Source organism: Rhodococcus sp. IEGM 1366 (assembly GCF_033142425.1).
In the GTDB taxonomy this organism is placed as follows: domain Bacteria; phylum Actinomycetota; class Actinomycetes; order Mycobacteriales; family Mycobacteriaceae; genus Rhodococcus_F; species Rhodococcus_F globerula.
This window is the reverse complement of the sequence record NZ_JAWLRZ010000019.1, coordinates 53,275-72,825: the sequence shown is the minus strand read 5'-3', so window position 1 is coordinate 72,825 and position 19,551 is coordinate 53,275. Positions and strand designations below refer to the sequence as shown.

Here is a 19,551-nt window from a genome sequence, read left to right as displayed (position 1 = left end):
GGTGGGGGCGACAACCCCCACACCCCAACGTTATACGTCTTGGTTGGTGTTTTGGGGCGCCTGACCCCCCGGGGGGTGGGGGGTTTTGCACCGGGGGGGTTTTAACAAGGCCCCACAGCAGTAGCGGCGGGCCAACAGAAAAGAACCGGACATGCACGCTACGGTTGTAGTCGATGAAACAACACGAACCTTCGGGGCGGGATTACTCAGCTCGGGTGAGCCACGCGACGTGAGTGAACCGAACGAGGCCCCAGAGCACACCGACGCTTGTCCGACCGACAATTCTGCAGCGCGCACCGCCCGGATCACGGAATCCCGCGAACTCGCGCTGATCCTCGAGAATGTCGCTCGGGGCGATCAATCGGCATTCGCCGAGTTCTACGACCGGACCAGTTCACGCGTGCACGGGATGGTTCTCCGGGTCCTTCGCGATCCGGGTTTCTCCGAAGAAACTGTCCAAGAGGTATATCTCCAGGCCTGGAAAACGGTGGACACCTTCGATCCGGTTCGCGGGTCGGCCTTATCGTGGCTACTCACTCTTGCTCACCGACGAGCCGTCGACCGGGTGCGGTCGGAACAGTCGAGTACGGATCGACAGGCCCTGTACGACACCACGAATTCGACTCCCGAATTCGACGTCGTCAGCGAAGAAGTCACTCGCAAAGACGAACATCGCGCCGTCACCGACTGTTTGGAATCGGTGACGGCGACCCAGCGAGAAGCTTTGACATTGGCGTACTACGGCGGGCGAACGTACCGCGAAGTAGCCGAAGACCTCGGCGTGGCGATACCCACGATAAAGTCACGAATCCGCGACGGACTACTCCGGCTACGCAGATGTCTGGGGGTGAACTGAGATGGACGAAGAGCTGATCGGCTGGGCACACCCCTACGCGATCGATGCCCTCGACCCCGATGAGCGTCGGGCTGTCGACGTTCTCCTGGAAGGCACTGACGCTGCCACCCGAGCGGAATTCGAATCTCAGGTCCGGCTCGCAGCGGAGACGATGGCTGCTCTGAGCATCGTCGACGCAGTCGAACCTCCGCCGATGATCCGCGCTCGCCTACTCGACGCTATTGCCGAGACACCACAATCCCCGGAAGTGGTTCCGCCGGTCTCCCTTGCCAGTCATCGCAAGCGTCGACGCCCATGGACCATCGCACTAGCCGCTGCAGCGGCCATGGTTATCGTGGCCGGGGGTATCGGAATCGGCGTCCAGATCACCGACAACACTCCGTCGCCGACCACCGTTTCCGAGATCATGGCCGCGCCCGACATGCACTCGACCACGCTGGACGTACCCGGCGGCGGCACCGCGACAACGGCGTTTTCGCCGTCCGAGGATGCCGCGGTGTTGACGATGAACGGTGTGACTCCCCCGAGCCCGGACCAGGTTTATCAGATGTGGCTGGTCTCGCCGGACGGTAGCACCATGACTCCGAAGGGCACCATGGCACCTGCCGACGTCAAGCCGACCACTCAGGTTGTACTGGACAATATCGGTCCCAACACCAAGCTGGCATTTACGATCGAGCCTCCTGGTGGATCGACTCAGCCGACGGGCGATCCGTTCGCCATCATTCCGCTGGTCTGAGCAGAAAACGAAAAAAGCGATCCCCCACCAACTTTCGGTGGGGGATCGCTTTTCGTGCGTGAAACCTAGTGGCTGTGACCGTGTCCGGTGTCAGCTACTTCTTCGGTCGGCTTCTCGACAACGGCGCTCTCGGTGGTCAGGATCATCCGAGCAACGGAAGCGGCGTTGACCACTGCCGAGCGGGTGACCTTGACGGGGTCGATGACGCCGTCGGCGAGCAGGTCGCCGTACGTCAGGGTCGCGGCGTTGAAGCCATGGCCCTTGGGGAGATCCGCAACCTTGCTGACAACGACGGAACCGTCGATGCCGGCGTTGGATGCGATCCAGAACAGCGGAGCGTTGAGTGCTGCGCGAACCACTGCGACGCCGGTAGCTTCGTCACCGGTGAAGCCGAGGTTGTCGGCGAGTTCGACGCCGGCCTGAACGAGTGCCGATCCACCGCCGGGGACGATGCCCTCGGCAACAGCAGCCTTGGCTGCGTTGACGGCATCTTCGACGCGGAACTTACGTTCCTTGAGATCGGTCTCGGTGGCTGCGCCGACCTTGATGACCGCAACTCCGCCGGACAGCTTCGCCAGACGCTCTTCGAGCTTCTCGCGATCCCAGTCGGAATCGGTGTTCTCGATCTCGCGACGCAGCTGCGCAACGCGGGCCGCGATGTCGTCTGCCGTGCCTGCGCCGTCGACGATGACGGTCTCGTCCTTGGTGACGACAACGCGGCGTGCGCTGCCGAGCAGGTCGAGTCCGGCTTCCTTGAGGGAGAGTCCGACGTCGGTGTTGATGACGGTGCCTGCGGTGACAACGGCAAGATCGTCGAGGAACGCCTTGCGACGGTCACCGAAGAACGGTGCCTTCACGGCGACAGCCTTGATCGTCTTGCGGATCGAGTTGACCACCAGAGTGGAGAGAACTTCACCCTCGACGTCCTCGGCGATGATCAAGAGCGGCTTGCCGGATTCGGCAACCTTCTCGAGCAGCGGCAGGAAGTCGGGCAGTGAGCTGATCTTCTCGCGGAAGAGCAGGATCAGCGCGTCTTCGTAGACGGCCTTCTGCGAATCGATGTCGGTGACGAAGTAGGGCGAGAGGTAGCCCTTGTCGAACTGAACACCTTCGGTGACAACGAGTTCGGTTGCAACGGTGGAGGATTCCTCGACCGTGACAACGCCGTCGGTGCCGACACGGGTGAGTGCTTCGCCGACCATTTCGCCGATTTCCTCGTCACGCGAGGAGACGGTGGCAACCTGAGCGATGGACTTCTTGCCCTCGACCGGAGTTGCTGCGGCGATGAGCGCCTCGACGACCTTGTCTGCGGCAGCGTTGATTCCGACGCCGAGTGCCATCGGGTTTGCGCCCGCGGCAATGTTCTTGAGTCCGCCGCGCACGATCGCCTGAGCGAGAACCGTAGCGGTGGTGGTGCCGTCGCCGGCAACATCGTTGGTCTTGGTGGCGACACTCTTGACGAGCTGTGCGCCGAGGTTCTCGAAGGGATCTTCGAGATCGATCTCACGGGCGATGCTCACACCGTCGTTAGTGACGGTGGGGCCGCCGAATGCCTTGGCGAGCACGACGTGGCGTCCACGCGGGCCCAAGGTCACCTTGACGGCGTCGGCGAGCTTGTCGACGCCTGCTTCGAGAGCACGCCGCGCGGTCTCGTTGAACGCAATTTGCTTGGACATCTGTTCTGTCAGCTCCTGAATCTTCGGGGCGTGAACGCATTCCGCCCCGGGATCCTGTGTGGACTCCGGGGCGGATCACGTGTGTCTTACTTGGAGACGACAGCCAGCACGTCGCGTGCCGACAGAATCAGGTACTCCTGGCCGGCGTACTTGATCTCGGTTCCGCCGTACTTGGAGTAGATGACCGTGTCACCCTCCTTGACGTCGACCGGGATGCGGTTGCCCTGCTCGTTGACGCGGCCTTCGCCGACTGCAACGACGGTGCCCTCCTGGGGCTTTTCCTTGGCTGTGTCAGGAATGACCAGGCCGGAAGCCGTCGTCGTTTCAGCCTCGTTGGCCTGGACGAGGATCTTGTCCTCGAGCGGCTTGATGTTGACGCTCGCCACGATGAGCCCTCCATGGGTATGTGCGCCCGAGGGTTGCTCGAGACGCGATTGGGTTTGACGTTTACGGCGCGTCACTGCAGTCCCGTCGTCGCGGGTGCCGGAACTCGATCAGCGCCAATTGGCACTCTATACGTGAGAGTGCCAACCCTCAAGGACTGGGCGGGTTTTTTCTCTTCGTCCTCAGCGAAATCAGACCCACGTCCAATTTGTTCACCTATTGTTCATTCGTGACGAACATCAACCGCCGTAGTTTCCTGACCTTTGCCGGACTCGGCGCCGTGGGCGCCGTAGGTCTGAGCGCCAAGCCGTGGGGACTGCAATATGCCGGCGCCGCTCCCCTGCCCACGTCGGGCGCGGGCACCACACTCGACGCAGTCGCGACGCCGATCGGCAGCAGCGGCTACCGCAAACTCGGAGCCGGTCCTGGCTGGGCAAACATCGTGCGCGGCGAACTCGCGGAACCCAAGTCCGGCCGCGAAGACCGACGCACCGCATTGGCATCGATCGTGCAGTTGACCGACGTCCACATCCTCGACGCGCAGTCGCCGATGCGCTTCGAATACGTCCACCAGATCACCGGTTCCGCTTTCCGTCCTCAGGAAACGCTGACTGCGCACGGCCTGATTTCGCTTGTCCGAAGCGTCAATTCCATCGGATGCGGTCCGCACACGGCACGACCGTTCGACGCAGTTGTCACCACCGGCGACAACACGGACAACAAGGAACACGCCGAACTCGACTGGTTCCTGACCGCACTCAACGGCGGCACGATCGTTGCGAACACCGGCGCGAAGGACCGCTACGAAGGTGTCCAGAACTCCGGGGCCGATCTGTACTGGAACCCGGAATCGCCGATGCTCGACATGTACAAGAAGGCGGGCTTCCCCGAGATTCCCAATTTCTTCGGAGCCGCCTTTACCCCTGTCTCGAGCCCTGGCCTGAACACTCCCTGGTACTGCGTGTTCGGCAACCACGACGATTCGGTGTCCGGCACCGTTCCCAGTGGCATCCCGCCGCTAGAAGCCATGTACACCGGATCGCTCAAGTTCGAGGTTCCCGGCTCACCGGAACAGGCCAAGCAGATCGACATCGCCACCAAGTTCGATCCGAGCGCCATTCCGGGAATTCTGTCCGCCTTCACGACGCCCCCGCGCCAGGTCACCCCCGACCCGGCCCGTGCTCCCTTCACGCCGAAGCAGTTCATCGCCGCGCACCTCGATCCGGCGCATACCGGTCCGGGTCCGGTTGGTCACGGATTTGCACCGGACGCCGATCACACCGGCATCGGTTACTACTCCTTCGAGATCGCTCCCGGCGTCGTCGGAATCAGCATGGACTCCACCAACCGTGCCGGCTTTGTCGACGGCTCCCTTGGCGCAGCGCAGTTCCGCTGGATCGAAGACACCCTTCGGGCCGGCAGCAGCACGTTCTTCGACGCCGCCGGGTCCAAGATCACGCAGTCCCGCGACGACACCTACTTCGTGCTGTTCAGCCACCACACGAGCGACACGATGGACAATCTCATCCCCGACCCCGAGAACATCCTCGAGCCGCGCTTCCGCGGTTCGCAGCTTCTCGAGCTGTTGCACCGCTTCCCCAACGTTCTTGCCTGGGTCAACGGCCACACACACGAGAACAAGATCACCCCGTGGCCCGGTGTCACGCCGGAACAGGGGTTCTGGGAGATCAACACCGCTTCGCACATCGACTTCCCGCAGCTCGGCCGGATCATCGAAATCGCGGACAACGGCGACGGCACCGTCTCGCTGCTCGCGACGCTCTTCGAAGCCGAGAGTCCGTACTCGGTCGATCACAGTGACAAATCGCCAGAGGGCCTGGCATCGCTGTACCGCGAACTGTCCTTCAACGACATTCACCGCGATCCCAAGCTGACCGGCGCCGGTGTCGATCAGAACGTCGAGTTGCTGGTTCCCGTCATTCGCTAGCGTCACCTGGCTTCGTCTGCCGTGTCCTGTGTTCCTTGGACCAGGACACGGCAGCAATAACAAAGCGGACGCCAAAGCCGATCAGCACCAGGTTGCAGACGATCTGAAGCGACACCAATGCCCTGGCCAGATCAGTTTTTGCGGCGATGTCCCCGAACCCGACGGTCGAGAACACGGACAGCGAGAAATAGAGCGCACCCATCCTCGACAACGGTTCAGTGAAACTTGTCGGGTCGGCCCCTGCGACAGCAAAATAGGTCATCGAGACGATCAGAAGATACGTCGGCACCACGACAGATGCCGCCTCGACGGCCTGCAACGCCGGCACATCCGAATTCAGGATTCGCTTGATCTGCCAGGCAGCGACACCCAGTACCGCGACACCGCCTGCGACCAACAGAGCAAAGGCGCTGACGGTATGCGCGTCGGTCCACGGCAACAGGAAATACGCACAACCCAACGCGACGACGGTCAGCACCGGCCGCAGTATCGCCCCCGCGATCAATCGACGGCGTTGACGCGTATCCATCTGCCGGGATTCGACTTTTTTCCGCATAATTCAATATTCGGCAATCCTGCTGGTAAAACCACCGTTTCGGTACGAAAAGTTCTCCTCCTCACAGAAAACCGCCGAGCAATCGTGCCGATCGTTCTGTAACGTTCATGTAACGGCGACCGATATGCGGTCACAGAAACACCTGCGAGGGGGTGCAAGATGGGTTCATCACTGGGAATGTCGACGGGTTCGTCGGGCGTCTACTCCGCGCTCGTCGATACCGATTCCGCAGAAGCCACACCCGGTAGTTTGCCTGCCGAAACACGATTCGTCTCCGCCGATCAGGTCAACACCAACGTCGGAGACTTGGTCCGCGCGTCGATCAAGCTGATGACCACGCAGGTGTCCGATCGCGCCGCTGCCCCTCGGTCGATCGGGGTCACATACTCGACCGACCAACAGCTCGCGAGCATCCGATCCTCGCTCGCGAAGTCGCCGAACCGCGTTCGGCTCATTCCCGAACCGGCCGCGGTGCACGCCTATCTCGCAGAAACAGGCAAGACTGCACGCTACGGCGCCACCGCGCAGATAGACCTCGGCGATAGCGGCCTGAGCGTGTCCGTGGTCGATCACAGCGGCGAGATCCTCATCTCCGAACGCAGCGACGCTCTTGCCGGCGCAGGCATCGACGCAGCCCTCGTCGCGTTTGTCACCGACAAGTACCCTCATCCACTCGGCCGACACACCGACACCGAACTACTGATGTCGCGCTGCCACGTCGCCAAGGAACAACTCTCCACCACTCGCAGCGTCACGATCGACCTGCCACGTGGGCCCATCACGATCACCCGGGTCGAGTTCGAGGACATCATCGCCGCGGATGTCGAGCGCGCGCTCACGCTGATCCGCAGCGTCCTGAGCGCGGCACCACACACCGTCGAGGCCATTGTCCTCATCGGCGGCGGCGCGCATATCCCCACTGTGCGTGCGGCAATCGCCGACGCCGCACGAGTCCCGACAGTCGAATTCGACGAGCCCGAAGCAGCAGCAGCCAAAGGTGCTGCACTACTTGCAGATTCCGCGACGTCGTTGCGTTACCCGTTAGCAGGCTCGGAAACTTCCGAGCGCATCCGTCCGGCCGCCAAAGCGTCGGGCGCGCTGATCGGCGCGCTAGTCGTCGGTGGACTCGTATTGGGTTATGCCGCCAAGGAAGTCGTCCCGACCGACAACACGCCGATTTCGCCGGCCGGCACCGGATCGACCACAACGCACACCACAACCGACGTCGTTCCGAGCACCGGTTCCACAGTCATCCCGTCACATGACCCCGTGCCCACGGTTGTCCACACAACAGTCCCGTACCGGGCACAGCCGTACGGAACGCAGCCGTACGGAACACAGCCGTACGAGACACATCAGTTCACGTTGTCGCCCGCGCCGCCGTCGGACACGTCCACACCGACGACAACCGTTCCGCCGACAACTCTTCCGCCGACAACCACGACCACCATCCCGGCCCGGCCGACACTTCCCGGCATCACGCTGCCGGATACACCGTCGTGGTGGCCGGAGAACCTGCCACAGATTCCGAGTGGGCCTTCGGAACTGGCTCCGGGCGAAGGCGGAAACGGTGGTTCCGGTTCCACCGAAACCACCGCCGAGACTCCCACAGAGTCCGCATCACCCGAGCCGACGACGGAGAACGCGGCGCCGACCCCCACCGCTCACCTGCCTGTACCGGTCGGCTGACCTAGCGCAGAACTTGGCTGATCGAGACGGACAATCCCGGATCGGTTGCAACACTCAATTCCGACGGCCCGGCTCCGGCACCGATCAGGTGCGCGGCCAGCGAAGCGATCATCACTCCGTTGTCGGTACACAACCTCGGCTTCGGGATACGCAGCGTGAGACCGGACTCGGCGCACCGCTGCTCGGCGAGGCTACGAATGCGAGAGTTCGCGGTTGCTCCTCCGCCGAGCACCACGGTGTCGACGCCGACATCCTTGGCGGCACGAACCGCCTTCATCGTCAGGACGTCGGCCACCGCCTCTTGGAACGACGCTGCGATATCCGGAATCGAAAACGCTTCTTCCGCACGCTGTTTCGACTCCACATAGCGAGCAACGGACGTCTTGAGCCCGGAGAAGGAGAAGTCGTGGCGCGAGTCGCGCGGGCCCGTCATGCCACGCGGGAACGGGATCGCGTTCGGATCACCTTCCTGCGCAGCCGCGTCCAAGGCCGGTCCACCGGGGAACCCGAGACCGAGAAGCCTCGCAACCTTGTCGAATGCTTCACCGGCAGCGTCGTCGACGGTAGTTCCGAGTTCGACGATCGGCTTTCCGAGATCCTCGACGTGCAGCAAATGCGTGTGCCCACCGGAGACCAGAAGGGCCACGCACGACGGCAACGGTCCGTGCTCTAGCGTGTCGACCGACACGTGGCCACCGAGGTGATTGACCGCATAGAACGGGATGTTCCACGCTGCCGCATAGGCTTTGGCTGCCGCCACACCCACCAACAGGGCGCCCGCCAGGCCGGGTCCGATCGTCACGGCCAGAGCGTCGGGCTTCTCGATACCGGCCGCCGCGAGAGCACGCCGCATGGTCGGGACGATTGCCTCGAGATGAGCGCGCGACGCAACCTCAGGCACCACTCCGCCGTACCGGGCGTGCTGATCCACACTCGACGCCACTTCGTCCGCCAACAAATCACAGGTTCCGTCACCGTTCCAACGAACGATGCCGACTCCTGTTTCGTCGCACGAGCTTTCGACACCCATGACGATCATGCTTGCTGCTCCTCATTCTTGCGAACACCTACGGCGGGCCGCCGCATCGTGAACGCATCTGCCCCGCTGGGCTGGTAGTACTTCTTTCGGGTTCCGACGATCTCGAATCCCTCACGCCGATACAGAGCGATTGCCGGTTCGTTGTCGGTGCGCACTTCCAGGAACACGTCTGCTCCCCGGTCGTCCGCGAGAGCCAAGAGCGCATCGAGCAAAGCCCCGCCGATACCGCGGCGCTGCGCACCCGGATCCGTTCCGATGGTGTGCACTTCGGCTTCGATGTTGGGCGGCGCGCCCAACAATGCAACTCCGGCGTACCCCAGAACACGACCGTCGGGCTCACGAGCCACGAAGTAGTGATTGTGCGAGCCGGCCAGCTCGGAGACAAAAGCCTGAGCGGTCCACGGCCCGTCCCCCGCAAAGAGGGCACGTTCCAACTCGGCACACCGCTCGGCGTCGTCGACCGTCATCGACGTGATGGTGTAACTCATTTGCCGCGTTCCGCCAAGGTCTTGGCGTCCGGGCGGCGTAGATACAGCGGCTCGAGCGGTTCCGGAATCGAACCGGCCAGAATGTCTTGCGCTGCAACAGTGACCAAACCGGCTGGAGACGGCGTCTCCACAGGCTCGACCCGGAGATCGAAAAGGTCTACGTGCGAAGCAGATCCGGCAACAATCGTCGACGGCGACGCGTCAACGTCGCCCGGCGAATTCACTGCGGGGCCTTCCACTCGAACGCCCTCATCGTAACGAGCCCAATAGATTTCACGTCGACGTGCATCGGTCACGACAAGCAGGTTGCCTGGCGTCTGCACTGCCGCGGCAATGGCGTCGAGGCTGCACACACCGTAGACCGGGACACTGAGCGCGTCACCGAACGCGGCGCCGGTCGCCATCCCCACCCGCAGGCCGGTGTACGGACCAGGTCCCACGCCCACCACCACGGCGCCCAGGTCTGCCGGCGTGATCGACGCCTCTGCGAGGCATTCGAGAACATGCGGGGTGAGCACCTCGGCATGTGCGCGGGGGTTCACTGTCACCCGAACGGCGAGCGTCGAAACCTCACCGAGAGGCGAGAGTGAGACAACTCCGGCGGTGACGGCCGGCGTGGAGGTATCAATCGCGAGAACAAGCACGATAACTCAGGGTACTCGCACGTGAAGAACTACTTTCAACGGTGGGAGCAGTGTCACGACGTCCATGCCCAACTGGCCGTCCGGACATCCGACTCGGGTTCACGGTGAAGCTGCACCCGCAAGTGACGCTCGACAAGGCGTTCCACGACGTCGCCGCCCCACTCCACCACGACCACCGCATCGGTGAGGTCGGTATCGAGGTCCAGGGCGTCGAGCTCGTCAAGAGCGTGCGGCCCGCTGTCGCCGAGGCGATACGCGTCGACGTGAATCATCCCGACGGGTGTTCCGCCGTCGGCGCGAATACCGGGGCGATGCTCGCGCGCGATGACAAATGTCGGTGACGTCACGCGTCCCTGCACGCCGAGGCCCGCACCGATACCGCGGGTCAGTGCCGTTTTTCCGGCGCCGAGGGGACCGTCGAGAACCACGAGGTCACCGGCGACAAGTCCGGCCGCCAGCCTGCGACCGAATGCCTCCGTGTCTTCCGTCGTCTCCAGAGTGACGGTTCCTGATTCAGGGAGGGTTTCAGCCGACATCGGACCTCACTTGACTATGTGTACGTGAGACAAGACTCTCGATCGCATCCGTGACGATAGCCGGGAACTCCAGCTGGATCAGGTGACCGCCGCCGCGAATTCGCACCAGGTCGGACTCCGGCAACGCATCCGCCAGCAGTTGCGAGCTGGCAAACGGAATCATCATGTCCTGATCGCCGCAGATCACGACAGCCGGAGTGTGCGCGAGGACGGGCAGAGACCCACTCTCGTCATGCAATTCGAGGGTCCGCAGAAAATTGACGATGGTGACAACCGACGTGCGATCGAGCATCCCGTCCGACAGCTCGTGCAGTCGAGGGCTCACGTCCGTGCCGTACGACGCGGCCCGCAGGATCGGTGTGATGAGCACGCGCGCAGCGCCACGGGCATGCTGTACGACGCCCGGGGACGTCCGCACAGCCAGACGGAAACCGTCGATGATCGGATTCTGCAGATTGCGAGTGAGTCCGGTTTCGGCGAGACCCGCTGCGGTGGTCGATACCAACCCGACACCGACAACTCGGCCACCGGCGAACCATTCCGGTCGCTGACCGGCAAGCGCGAGCACTGTCATGCCGCCCATCGAATGACCGACAAGCACAACCGGACCGATCGGCACCTTGGCTTCGATGACCGACGCCAGATCACGGCCGAGTTGCGAGACCGTACAACTCTTTGCGCGGGGCATGCCCGAATCACCGTGCCCGCGCTGGTCGTAGAACACCATCCGAACGTCGTCACCCCACCGCTCGGCAAGCTGACGACGCTGAAAATGCCAGGAAAACGCGCTCAGACAATATCCGTGCACAAAGACAACCGTCAGTGGAGCGTCGTCCGGCCCGACTTCGCGGACTGCCAGATCAACCCCGTCGTCGGTGCGTACAACGCTCGCGCGGTCCCGCGTCATCAGGTCGAAGTCTTCGTCTGCGTAGATCTCTCGACCTGGCCGAGTGGCCGTCTTCAACGCGTTGACGCCGGCCATGGAACCGAGTGCAATCGCACTGAGGAGCCCACCGAGGATGCTCATTCGTCCTGCAGTCTTCACGAGATACCCTCCCCGCCGATGTACGTACGTTCGGTTCGCCCGCGCAGGCCGGTCACGATCTCGTAGTGAATGGTGTCCAGCACTTCCGCCCAGGCTTGCGCGTTGGGTTCGCCCTGATCTCCGTTGCCGAAGAAGATGGCGGTGTCGCCCTCGCGCACACCGTCACCATCTGGTCCGAGGTCGACCATCACCTGGTCCATGCAGATCCGTCCGACGGCTTGACGACGCTTACCGCCGAGTTGGACCTCGAAACGCCCGCTCAACGAGCGCGGAAGCCCGTCGGCATAGCCGACGGGGAGCAGTGCCAGGGTGGTGTCGCGCGGCGCGGTCCAGAGGTGTCCGTAGGAAACCCCCTCACCGGCGGCCACCTTCTTCACCAGAATCACCTTCGCTCGCAACGTCATTGCCGGTCGAAGACCGAAATCGCCCATCTCTGGTACGGGCGACAATCCGTATATCGCAATTCCCGGCCGAACCATGTCAAATCGCAGGTCAGGACGGGTTACCGTTGCCGCTGAGTTGGAAAGGTGCACAACCTCGGGTTCGAATCCTTGGGCCCGGACGTCGGCGACAGCGTCGATCAGACGTTGCTTCTGGTGGTCGATGACGTCGTGGTGCGGTTCGTCCGAATGCGCCAGGTGCGAAAACACTCCGCGCAACCGGATCGTGCCCTCGTTTCGCGCCGCGACGAGGTCCTCCAGCATCTGCGGCCAGTCCGTCTGCGAGACGCCGTTGCGATTGAGTCCGGTGTCGACCTTCAACGTCACCGTGGCAGTTCGTCCGAGATCCCGCGCGGCGGTCACCACCGCGGCCAGGTGCCGCGGAGACGACACCCCGATTTCAACGTCAGCGGAGATGGCGGCGGCAAAATCGGCATCGACGCCATGCAGCCACGCCAGTACCGGAGCGGTGATCCCCGCTGCCCGCAGGACCAAGGCCTCGCCGATCGTGGTGACACCGAGTTCGCGGGCACCGGCGGAGAGTGCAGTGCGCGCAACAGCAACGGCACCGTGGTTGTACCCGTCAGCTTTGATGACTGCCATCAGTGCCGCGTCACCGGCGAACTCACGAAGAACCCGCACGTTGTGGGCGATGGCATCGAGGTCCACGACCGCCTCGGTCTGCGGACCTCCTGTTGCCGCGACGCTTGCCGACTCCCCTTCTTCTGGGTCTTTCGGGGCTCTTCCTTCGGCAAGCTTCATGGCGTCAATCCTGCCACTCTCGCGAATTCCGACATCAATTCGGGTTTGACATCACTTAATTCCGCGCGACGCTGCGCAACACTCTTACTGCGTCACGCACACTCCCGAGCAGCGGCGATGCCGAGATCGGTGCACCGGCAACGTCGGCGTGGCCGCCTGCGGCCGCCAAGTTCGCGGCAAGAGAGTGTGTTCTGGCTCCCACGGCCGCAGCGTCGAGTGGTGCAAGCCCGGCAGCGAGCAGCGCCCCGATCACACCGGACAAAACGTCACCCGATCCGGCGGTCGACGCCCACGAGCCACCCGCATCATTGACCAACACCTGTCCGCCGCCATCAGCGATCACTGTCGTATGACCCTTGAGGAGCACCGTCGCACCGAGATCCGATGCCAAAGCGCGCGCGGCACCGACCCGATCAGGCCCCACCTCGGTGCCCGCCAATCGTGCGAACTCACCCGCGTGCGGAGTCAGAAGCGTCGGTGCGGTGCGTCGACGTGCCAGATCAAGATTCTCGGCCAGCAAGCTCAACCCGTCCGCATCGACCAGGACCGGGACATCCGTCGCAAGAACAGATGCAAGCAACGCCGCCGCGTCGGCATCGGTTCCCATACCCGGACCAACCACCCACGCCTGAACGCGCCCCGCGTCTTCGAAGGCCGCGCTTGCGATCACCTCGGGGAAGCGTGAAAGCACCTCCGCCGCGCCGTGCCCCGCGTAACGCACCAGCCCCGACGTCGCCGTGACCGCTGCCCCCGTACACAACACACCAGCCCCCGGATACTGCGCACTTCCCGCAATCACCCCAACGACGCCCTGCGAATACTTGTCGTCACTCGGGCCCGGAACCGGCCAGCGCGCACCCACTTCCGCCGGATCGAGGGAGCGGAAATCCGGCTCACCGAGATCCAGACCGATGTCGATCAGCTCCACCCGACCGCACCGCTGCGGTGCCAACACATGCACAGGTTTGAGCGCGCCGAATGTCACCGTCACCGCAGCTGTCACCGCAGGCCCGTCGACGCCCCCGGTGTTTGCGTCCACACCGCTGGGAAGATCCACCGCCACGATCGGGCAGCGGACCCGCTCCACCAGAGCGGCTGCCGCGCGGCGCAACGAACCGCGACCCGAAATTCCGACAATCCCGTCGACCACCAGATCCGGTGTACCGAGGTCGGGCTCGACACGCCCACCCGCTCGGCGGAAAGCCTCGAGGCCCCGCCGGTGCGCGCGCTCCGGGTCGAGTAGGACCGCACGCACAGCAACTCCGCGCTTACGTAAGAACGCTCCGGCCCAGAGCGCGTCACCGCCGTTGTCGCCACTGCCGACCAGCAGAGTCACCGACCTCGAAGCGAGTAATCCTGTGTACAAACGCAATTCGTCGGCAACAACCCGAGCGAGTCCGTACGCGGCCCGGCGCATCAACACACCGTCGGGCAACGACACCAGCAGCGGCGCCTCCGCTTCGCGAACCTGATCTGCCGTGTAGTACCCGCGCATGCCGGAACCCTTCGTTTGCCAGTCGCTACCCTCGGAACCATGAAATCACGTCTCGTCCCGATGTTCGCGGGCCTCGTGCTCACCGCCGGCCTCGTCGGGTGCAGTTCCAGCACGGATTCCACCCCTAGTGCGCCCGAAACCACGCTGAGTGGCCCCGTCGTCACCGTCACCGGGATGGCCTACTCCCCCGCATCCATCACCGTGAACGTGGGTGACACGGTCACCTGGGTGTTCGACGACGGAGGCATGGCCCACGACGTCAAAGGCATCGGCAGTGCCCGAAGCCTGCTCCGAAGCCCGCTCAAGAAGTCGGGCACCTACACGGCCACCTTCGACGAACCCGGAACCTACGACTACACCTGCACACCGCACCCCGACATGCGAGGCACTGTGATCGTTCAATAACTTTTCGGCAACAGTGAGGCCCGCAACCGGAAGGTTGCGGGCCTCACCGATTTCACCGAAAGCTATTCGACGGTAACCGATTTCGCCAGGTTACGCGGCTTGTCGACGTCGTAGCCACGTGCCGCAGCCACCTCCGCGGCAAAGATCTGCAGCGGTACCGTGGACAGCAACGGCTGCAAGAGGGTCGGCGACGCCGGGATCTCGATCAGGTGATCCGCGTGCGCACGTACTGCGTCGTCACCTTCCTCGGCGATCACGATCGTCGTTGCACCACGCGCCTTGATCTCCTGAATGTTGGACACCAACTTCGAGTGCAACACCGCACGGCCCTTCGGCGACGGCATGACGATGATGACCGGCAGGCCCTCCTCGATCAACGCGATCGGCCCGTGCTTGAGCTCGCCCGCCGCAAAGCCCTCGGCATGCATGTACGCAAGCTCCTTGAGCTTGAGCGCACCCTCGAGCGCAACCGGGTACCCAACGTGCCGCCCCAGGAACAGAACCGTCGACGCATGCGCAAACGTGCGAGCCAGCTCACGGATCGGTTCCGCGTTCTCGATGACCTTGCTCACCAGAGCCGGCATCGCCTCGAGGTCCGCGTACTCACGGGCAACTTCGTCCGGGTACTTGGTGCCGCGCGCCTGCGCCAGGGCCAACCCGACAAGGTAATTTGCCGTCACCTGCGCCAGGAATGCCTTGGTGGACGCGACGGCGATTTCCGGTCCCGCCCGCGTGTAGAGAACAGCGTCCGCCTCACGGGGGATCTGCGCGCCGTTGGTGTTGCAGATCGCGAGAACCCGAGCCTTCTGATCCTTGGCATGCTTGACGGCTTCGAGCGTATCGGCGGTCTCGCCGGACTGCGAGATGGCAACAACCAGCGTCGAACGGTCCAGAACCGGGTCCCGGTAACGGAATTCGCTCGCCAGCTCCACCTCGACCGGAAGCCGAGTCCAATGTTCGATCGCATACTTCGCCAACAAACCGGAGTGATACGCGCTGCCACAGGCCACGACAAAAACCTTGTCGACGTCGCGCAGTTCCTGGTCGGACAACCGCTGCTCGTCGAGAACGATCTTGCCGTTCTCGAAGTGCCCGAGAAGCGTATCCGCAACTGCGGTCGGCTGCTCCTCGATCTCCTTGAGCATGAAGTAGTCGTGACCGCCCTTTTCGGCAGCCGCAAGATCCCAGTCGATTTGGAACGGGCGCCCCTGCGCTTCGTTGCCGGAGAAATCGGAGATCCGGTAGCTGTTCGCGGTGATCACCACCGCCTGATCCTGACCGAGTTCCACCGCGTCGCGTGTGTGCTCGATGAACGCCGCCACATCGGAACCGAGGAACATCTCGCCCTCACCGACACCCACCACCAACGGCGTCGAACGACGCGCAGCGACAATCGTGTCCGCATGATCGGCGTGCGTGAACAGCAACGTGAACGCGCCTTCGAGACGACGGACAACCGACAACGCGCTCTCGACGAAATCACCCGCAGTCGGGCCCTCTGCGTACGCACGCGCCACCAGATGGACCGTTACCTCGGTATCGGTGTCACTGAGCAGTTCGATGCCGGCAGCCTCGAGCTCAGCACGCAGCGGAGCGAAGTTCTCGATGATGCCGTTGTGGACCACCGCAAGCTTCCCACTCGCGTCGCGATGCGGGTGGGCATTCCGATCGGTCGGTCGACCATGTGTAGCCCACCGGGTATGACCCATGCCCGTTGAGCCGACAAAGCTGTCCGCACCGATCTCTTCCAACTCAGCTTCGAGGTTGGCCAGCTTCCCGGCCTTACGCTCGATCTCAACGCCACCCACTCCGTCGAGAATCGCGATTCCCGAGGAGTCGTAGCCGCGATACTCCATTCGCCGCAAAGCCTCCACCACGACACCCAGAGCTGGGCGGTGGCCGACGTATCCCACGATTCCGCACATGGTGAATCAGGGTACTTGGACACCCGTGGCACGCGCATTCTGCGGTTGCCAGGGCACGCCGACGGCCACATCGGATAACGTCTTGATCCGTGGCACCGAAACTGAAGGCACTGACCCGTGAGCTGTCCAAGCGCGGACCGCACCGCGTTCTGCGCGGCAACCTCGCTCTGGCCGGTCAACCAGGAGTCGTCTACACCCCGGAAACGGGCTTCAATCTCCCCGCCGTCGCCTTCGGGCACGGCTGGATGGTCGGTGCGCACAAATACGAACAAACACTTCAGCATCTCGCTTCCTGGGGAATTGTCGCCGCAGCACCCGAAAGTGAGCGTGGCCCCGTCCCCTCGCACCTCGGATTGGCCGCAGACCTGCGCTCGACCCTCGACATCTGCGTCGGCGTCCGACTCGGTCCCGGGCAGATCAGCGTTCATCCTGACCACGTCGCATTTGCCGGACACGGGATGGGTGCCGGTGCCGCGGTCCTCGCAGCCGCACAACGTGGAAACGTCGCCGCCGTCGCCGCGCTCTTCCCCGCACCCACCGCCCCCAAAGCCGAGAACTACGCGTCCAAGATCACAGCCCCCGGGCTGATCCTCGCCGGCGAGGACGACGTCGACTCACTCACCAGCAACGCCCGCCCGCTCACCCGCGAATGGGGCGGACCCGTAATCGGGCGAACCGTCGACGACGCCCAGGATGCTGGTCTCATCGAAGGGCGTCGCCTTCTGGGAGCATTGGGCCTCGGCGGCTCCGAACGCAAAACACAGGCCACGACGCGTTGCCTGCTGACGGGATTCCTTCTATTCCACCTGACCGGCGACAAGCGCTACGAAGCATTTGCCGATCAGGACACCGAATTCCCGCACACCTCGCCCATGTTCGACGCGGATACTCAGTCCGACACCCACTCTCAGTCCGACGCTCGCCGGAGCCAGGCAGTTTCCCGGTAATCAGCACTCGAATCTCGTACCGGCTGGCCGGACTTCGCAGTGTCGCCAGGCATCGCAGTGTCGCCAGGCATCGCAGTGTCGCCGGGCATCGACGCGGACGCTGATCGCAGAAACGCGCCCTGTTCGAAGGGTAAACGCCCGAACTCCTTCACACCGGTAGACAATTCGCCGAATTGTGCACACCGCTGTTGGTGGTCACGTTCGGCAGCAGATCGTCGCATGCGAAATTCGGCGAGTTGCGAATCCATGGCCGCATTGACGGCGTCGAACTGCGACAAACTCATATCGGCCCCGCCCCGGCTAATTCGGCTCCGGTCACGATCGGTTCGTTCAGCGACTCACGGTGTTCTGGCGGTGCAGGGTCTTCTGACGGCGCAGGGTCTTCTAACGGCGCAGTGTCTACTGGAGTTGGATTCGGGGGTTGGTACGGCTGCGGCGCGGGTTCCGGCGCCTCGGACATTACGGGAGCGGCATCCGTCTCCACCGCGATTCTCGGCCAGCCGTGCTCGTCCAATTCCACAGTGACAGTGACGGACTCCCCTGACAGGTCACGAACTTCAAGACTGACCCCACGTCCGTTCGGCGCGAGCGAGAACCCCCAGGTATTTGCACCGACCGCCAACTCGAGTGCAGGTGCAACCCTGTCCCCCGACGGTTCGACTGCTTGCGGCACGGATGTCTGCGCTGCGTCGGCCGGAACTGAAGAATGCCGCGTTTCGGTAGATTCACTCTCGACCGGAAACAGTTCGGAGACGATACCGGCGGCAACCCCGAAAGCGTCGGTCAGAGCCACCCGGGCCTGCTCGCAGGCGCGGTCGAACTCGTCGCGGGTATCCACGTACACAGGCCTGAAGATCTGATCGATCCAAGGTCTGACGAGATCTGCTGCTGCTCTACAAGTTTCGATCTGATCGACCGGCGCGGCATATCGTACTGCTCTGAATTGCTCATCCGACAACGGCGCAAACCACGTGGCAGCCTTGGCAACTGCGTCGACGCCCCCTTGCTGCGTGCTCACGTCCACCAGCTGATCGATGCGCTGCGCATCGATACCGCCGATCGTTTCTCGATTCAGCGACGCAACCTTGAAAGCCTTGTCCACCACGGCAGTTCGAACGATTCCTGCCAGTTCGTCGGCGACGGAAATCAGCAACGGCATGGCTTCGACATCGACTTCCGCTCTTCGCTGCTCGTCGCGCACTCGTCCGGCAACGTCGTCCACAGCCTCGACATTCCAGATCTCCGCGAGCGACTCGGACAGGACCGCGAAGTCCTGCGAATCGCGCGACGACGCTTCCGCCGCAAGGGACATCGTCGACACGTCAGCGTGCAGAGCCTGCAGATCGATTCCCGATTCGGCACGATACATCTCGTCGTAGGTACCCAGCGGTCGCATTTCGATACCGAGACGACTGGCCGCGTCGTGAAAACGCTCGAAGAAATCCAATCCGACACTACCGGCGTCGAGAATATCGTCCGGAATAGACAGCGAATTGCGTTGCGCAATAATCAATTCCGCAGCATCGGCAGCAGAGCTCGACGTAACCGCGTCGCGACTCGACATCAGAAACCTGACTTCGGATACTCGCGGCTGTGCATTCGCAATTGATCCGCCAACCCCAGATCGACATCCGCAATTGCTCGGGTCGAACTGCCGATACGCGCGCCGAGAGCCTCGACGAACTGGGCACGTTCCACCATCCGTATCCGGAACCCACCCAGCGCAGCAGCTAGCGTGTTGCCACACTCGACGTAATCCCGGCCTGCACACTCGCCCGAGAACTCGGCAAATTCCAACGTTCGTGCAGTGACACCCATCTGTTGCGCAAGCGCCGTTGTCCGACGCTCGAGCTCATCGGTAGCAGTGTGGTCGATATCCATGCGGAACTCCGTTTCGCCCGGCCGCACGAAAGATCCGGCGGTCCATGACTACTTGGACGCACGAACCCCGTGGGTCGTTCCCACGAGAATTCAGTT

20 protein-coding genes are annotated in these 19,551 nt (G+C 63.2%); 6 read left to right on the top strand and 14 right to left on the bottom strand.

The window, feature by feature from the left end; all coding sequences use genetic code 11:
• The first annotated feature begins 151 nt into the window (after positions 1-151).
• Both R4P64_RS32560 and R4P64_RS32555 read left to right on the top strand, forming a co-directional pair.
• Positions 152-856, top strand: a complete 705-nt coding sequence (locus R4P64_RS32560; protein ID WP_033231332.1) for a sigma-70 family RNA polymerase sigma factor — start codon at positions 152-154, stop codon at positions 854-856.
• A gap of 1 nt (position 857) precedes the next feature.
• Complete coding sequence (locus R4P64_RS32555) at positions 858-1,595, top strand: anti-sigma factor (protein WP_317824282.1); 738 nt, start codon at positions 858-860, stop codon at positions 1,593-1,595.
• 65 nt (positions 1,596-1,660) lie between these two features.
• On the opposite strand, the gene groL is transcribed toward R4P64_RS32555, so the two are convergent.
• Both groL and groES read right to left on the bottom strand, forming a co-directional pair.
• Complete coding sequence (gene groL, locus R4P64_RS32550) at positions 1,661-3,271, bottom strand: chaperonin GroEL (RefSeq protein ID WP_317824281.1); 1,611 nt, start codon at positions 3,269-3,271, stop codon at positions 1,661-1,663.
• 86 nt (positions 3,272-3,357) lie between these two features.
• Positions 3,358-3,657 carry a co-chaperone GroES gene (gene groES / locus R4P64_RS32545; RefSeq protein WP_003940763.1) on the bottom strand — a complete coding sequence of 100 codons (300 nt, stop codon included), beginning with the start codon at positions 3,655-3,657 and terminating at the stop codon, positions 3,358-3,360.
• Positions 3,658-3,884: 227 nt separating this feature from the next.
• Here groES and R4P64_RS32540 point away from each other — a divergent pair, with 227 nt between their 5' ends.
• Complete coding sequence (locus R4P64_RS32540; RefSeq protein ID WP_033231538.1) at positions 3,885-5,603, top strand: TIGR03767 family metallophosphoesterase; 1,719 nt, start codon at positions 3,885-3,887, stop codon at positions 5,601-5,603.
• On the opposite strand, the gene R4P64_RS32535 is transcribed toward R4P64_RS32540, so the two are convergent.
• On the bottom strand, positions 5,593-6,159 hold the full coding sequence (locus R4P64_RS32535) for a potassium channel family protein (RefSeq protein ID WP_033231335.1): 567 nt from the start codon (positions 6,157-6,159) through the stop codon (positions 5,593-5,595). The genes R4P64_RS32540 and R4P64_RS32535 overlap by 11 nt on opposite strands.
• 159 nt (positions 6,160-6,318) lie before the next feature.
• On the opposite strand from R4P64_RS32535, the gene R4P64_RS32530 reads away from it, so the two are divergent.
• Complete coding sequence (locus R4P64_RS32530; RefSeq protein ID WP_317824280.1) at positions 6,319-7,848, top strand: Hsp70 family protein; 1,530 nt, start codon at positions 6,319-6,321, stop codon at positions 7,846-7,848.
• 1 nt (position 7,849) lies between these two features.
• Here R4P64_RS32530 and tsaD read toward each other — a convergent pair whose 3' ends face one another.
• The 7 genes from tsaD to R4P64_RS32495 are packed head-to-tail and all read right to left on the bottom strand — an operon-like array spanning position 7,850 to position 14,297.
• Positions 7,850-8,887: a tRNA (adenosine(37)-N6)-threonylcarbamoyltransferase complex transferase subunit TsaD gene (gene tsaD, locus R4P64_RS32525; protein WP_033231336.1), complete on the bottom strand. Its 1,038-nt coding sequence runs from the start codon at positions 8,885-8,887 to the stop codon at positions 7,850-7,852.
• Entirely contained in the window at positions 8,884-9,375 is a 492-nt protein-coding gene (rimI, locus tag R4P64_RS32520) for a ribosomal protein S18-alanine N-acetyltransferase (protein ID WP_033231337.1), read from the bottom strand. The genes tsaD and rimI overlap by 4 nt, the downstream gene beginning before the upstream one ends.
• A complete protein-coding gene (gene tsaB, locus R4P64_RS32515; RefSeq protein ID WP_317824279.1) occupies positions 9,372-10,019 on the bottom strand; it encodes a tRNA (adenosine(37)-N6)-threonylcarbamoyltransferase complex dimerization subunit type 1 TsaB in 648 nt (215 codons plus the stop codon). Before tsaB ends, rimI begins: the two co-directional genes overlap by 4 nt.
• A gap of 53 nt (positions 10,020-10,072) precedes the next feature.
• Complete coding sequence (tsaE, locus tag R4P64_RS32510; RefSeq protein ID WP_033231339.1) at positions 10,073-10,555, bottom strand: tRNA (adenosine(37)-N6)-threonylcarbamoyltransferase complex ATPase subunit type 1 TsaE; 483 nt, start codon at positions 10,553-10,555, stop codon at positions 10,073-10,075.
• On the bottom strand, positions 10,545-11,600 hold the full coding sequence (locus R4P64_RS32505) for an alpha/beta fold hydrolase (RefSeq protein WP_080711578.1): 1,056 nt from the start codon (positions 11,598-11,600) through the stop codon (positions 10,545-10,547). Before R4P64_RS32505 ends, tsaE begins: the two co-directional genes overlap by 11 nt.
• Positions 11,597-12,802 (bottom strand): alanine racemase, encoded by a 1,206-nt coding sequence (gene alr, locus R4P64_RS32500; protein ID WP_317824275.1) that lies wholly within the window; start codon positions 12,800-12,802, stop codon positions 11,597-11,599. The genes R4P64_RS32505 and alr overlap by 4 nt, the downstream gene beginning before the upstream one ends.
• 55 nt (positions 12,803-12,857) lie before the next feature.
• Complete coding sequence (locus tag R4P64_RS32495; RefSeq protein ID WP_317824273.1) at positions 12,858-14,297, bottom strand: NAD(P)H-hydrate dehydratase; 1,440 nt, start codon at positions 14,295-14,297, stop codon at positions 12,858-12,860.
• Between the two features lie 39 nt (positions 14,298-14,336).
• Here R4P64_RS32495 and R4P64_RS32490 point away from each other — a divergent pair, with 39 nt between their 5' ends.
• A complete protein-coding gene (locus tag R4P64_RS32490; RefSeq protein ID WP_033231342.1) occupies positions 14,337-14,702 on the top strand; it encodes a plastocyanin/azurin family copper-binding protein in 366 nt (121 codons plus the stop codon).
• A gap of 62 nt (positions 14,703-14,764) precedes the next feature.
• Here the strand turns inward: R4P64_RS32490 and glmS are convergent, their stop codons facing one another.
• Positions 14,765-16,627, bottom strand: coding sequence for a glutamine--fructose-6-phosphate transaminase (isomerizing) (gene glmS / locus R4P64_RS32485; protein ID WP_033231343.1), 1,863 nt, complete (start codon positions 16,625-16,627; stop codon positions 14,765-14,767).
• 89 nt (positions 16,628-16,716) lie between these two features.
• Between glmS and R4P64_RS32480 the strand changes: the two genes are divergently transcribed.
• Entirely contained in the window at positions 16,717-17,574 is an 858-nt protein-coding gene (locus R4P64_RS32480; protein ID WP_051730217.1) for a chlorophyllase/cutinase-like alpha/beta fold protein, read from the top strand.
• On the opposite strand, the gene R4P64_RS32475 is transcribed toward R4P64_RS32480, so the two are convergent.
• The 3 genes from R4P64_RS32475 to R4P64_RS32465 are packed head-to-tail and all read right to left on the bottom strand — an operon-like array spanning position 17,535 to position 19,455.
• Positions 17,535-17,858, bottom strand: coding sequence for a hypothetical protein (locus tag R4P64_RS32475; protein ID WP_317824269.1), 324 nt, complete (start codon positions 17,856-17,858; stop codon positions 17,535-17,537). The genes R4P64_RS32480 and R4P64_RS32475 overlap by 40 nt on opposite strands.
• Positions 17,855-19,138 (bottom strand): hypothetical protein, encoded by a 1,284-nt coding sequence (locus R4P64_RS32470; RefSeq protein WP_317824267.1) that lies wholly within the window; start codon positions 19,136-19,138, stop codon positions 17,855-17,857. Before R4P64_RS32470 ends, R4P64_RS32475 begins: the two co-directional genes overlap by 4 nt.
• The gene (locus R4P64_RS32465; protein ID WP_317824265.1) at positions 19,138-19,455 is read right to left on the bottom strand and encodes a hypothetical protein; all 318 of its coding nucleotides are present in this window, start codon (positions 19,453-19,455) and stop codon (positions 19,138-19,140) included. Before R4P64_RS32465 ends, R4P64_RS32470 begins: the two co-directional genes overlap by 1 nt.
• Positions 19,456-19,551: the final 96 nt, after the last annotated feature.

Coding starts and splice junctions, on each gene's coding strand:
- R4P64_RS32560 (WP_033231332.1), top strand. CDS start 152: ATGCACGCTACGGTTGTAGTCGATGAAACAACACGAACCTTCGGGGCG.
- R4P64_RS32555 (WP_317824282.1), top strand. CDS start 858: ATGGACGAAGAGCTGATCGGCTGGGCACACCCCTACGCGATCGATGCC.
- groL (WP_317824281.1), bottom strand. CDS start 3,271: ATGTCCAAGCAAATTGCGTTCAACGAGACCGCGCGGCGTGCTCTCGAA.
- R4P64_RS32535 (WP_033231335.1), bottom strand. CDS start 6,159: ATGCGGAAAAAAGTCGAATCCCGGCAGATGGATACGCGTCAACGCCGT.
- R4P64_RS32530 (WP_317824280.1), top strand. CDS start 6,319: ATGGGTTCATCACTGGGAATGTCGACGGGTTCGTCGGGCGTCTACTCC.
- tsaD (WP_033231336.1), bottom strand. CDS start 8,887: ATGATCGTCATGGGTGTCGAAAGCTCGTGCGACGAAACAGGAGTCGGC.
- rimI (WP_033231337.1), bottom strand. CDS start 9,375: ATGAGTTACACCATCACGTCGATGACGGTCGACGACGCCGAGCGGTGT.
- tsaE (WP_033231339.1), bottom strand. CDS start 10,555: ATGTCGGCTGAAACCCTCCCTGAATCAGGAACCGTCACTCTGGAGACG.
- alr (WP_317824275.1), bottom strand. CDS start 12,802: ATGAAGCTTGCCGAAGGAAGAGCCCCGAAAGACCCAGAAGAAGGGGAG.
- R4P64_RS32495 (WP_317824273.1), bottom strand. CDS start 14,297: ATGCGCGGGTACTACACGGCAGATCAGGTTCGCGAAGCGGAGGCGCCG.
- R4P64_RS32490 (WP_033231342.1), top strand. CDS start 14,337: ATGAAATCACGTCTCGTCCCGATGTTCGCGGGCCTCGTGCTCACCGCC.
- glmS (WP_033231343.1), bottom strand. CDS start 16,627: ATGTGCGGAATCGTGGGATACGTCGGCCACCGCCCAGCTCTGGGTGTC.
- R4P64_RS32475 (WP_317824269.1), bottom strand. CDS start 17,858: ATGAGTTTGTCGCAGTTCGACGCCGTCAATGCGGCCATGGATTCGCAA.
- R4P64_RS32470 (WP_317824267.1), bottom strand. CDS start 19,138: ATGTCGAGTCGCGACGCGGTTACGTCGAGCTCTGCTGCCGATGCTGCG.
- R4P64_RS32465 (WP_317824265.1), bottom strand. CDS start 19,455: ATGGATATCGACCACACTGCTACCGATGAGCTCGAGCGTCGGACAACG.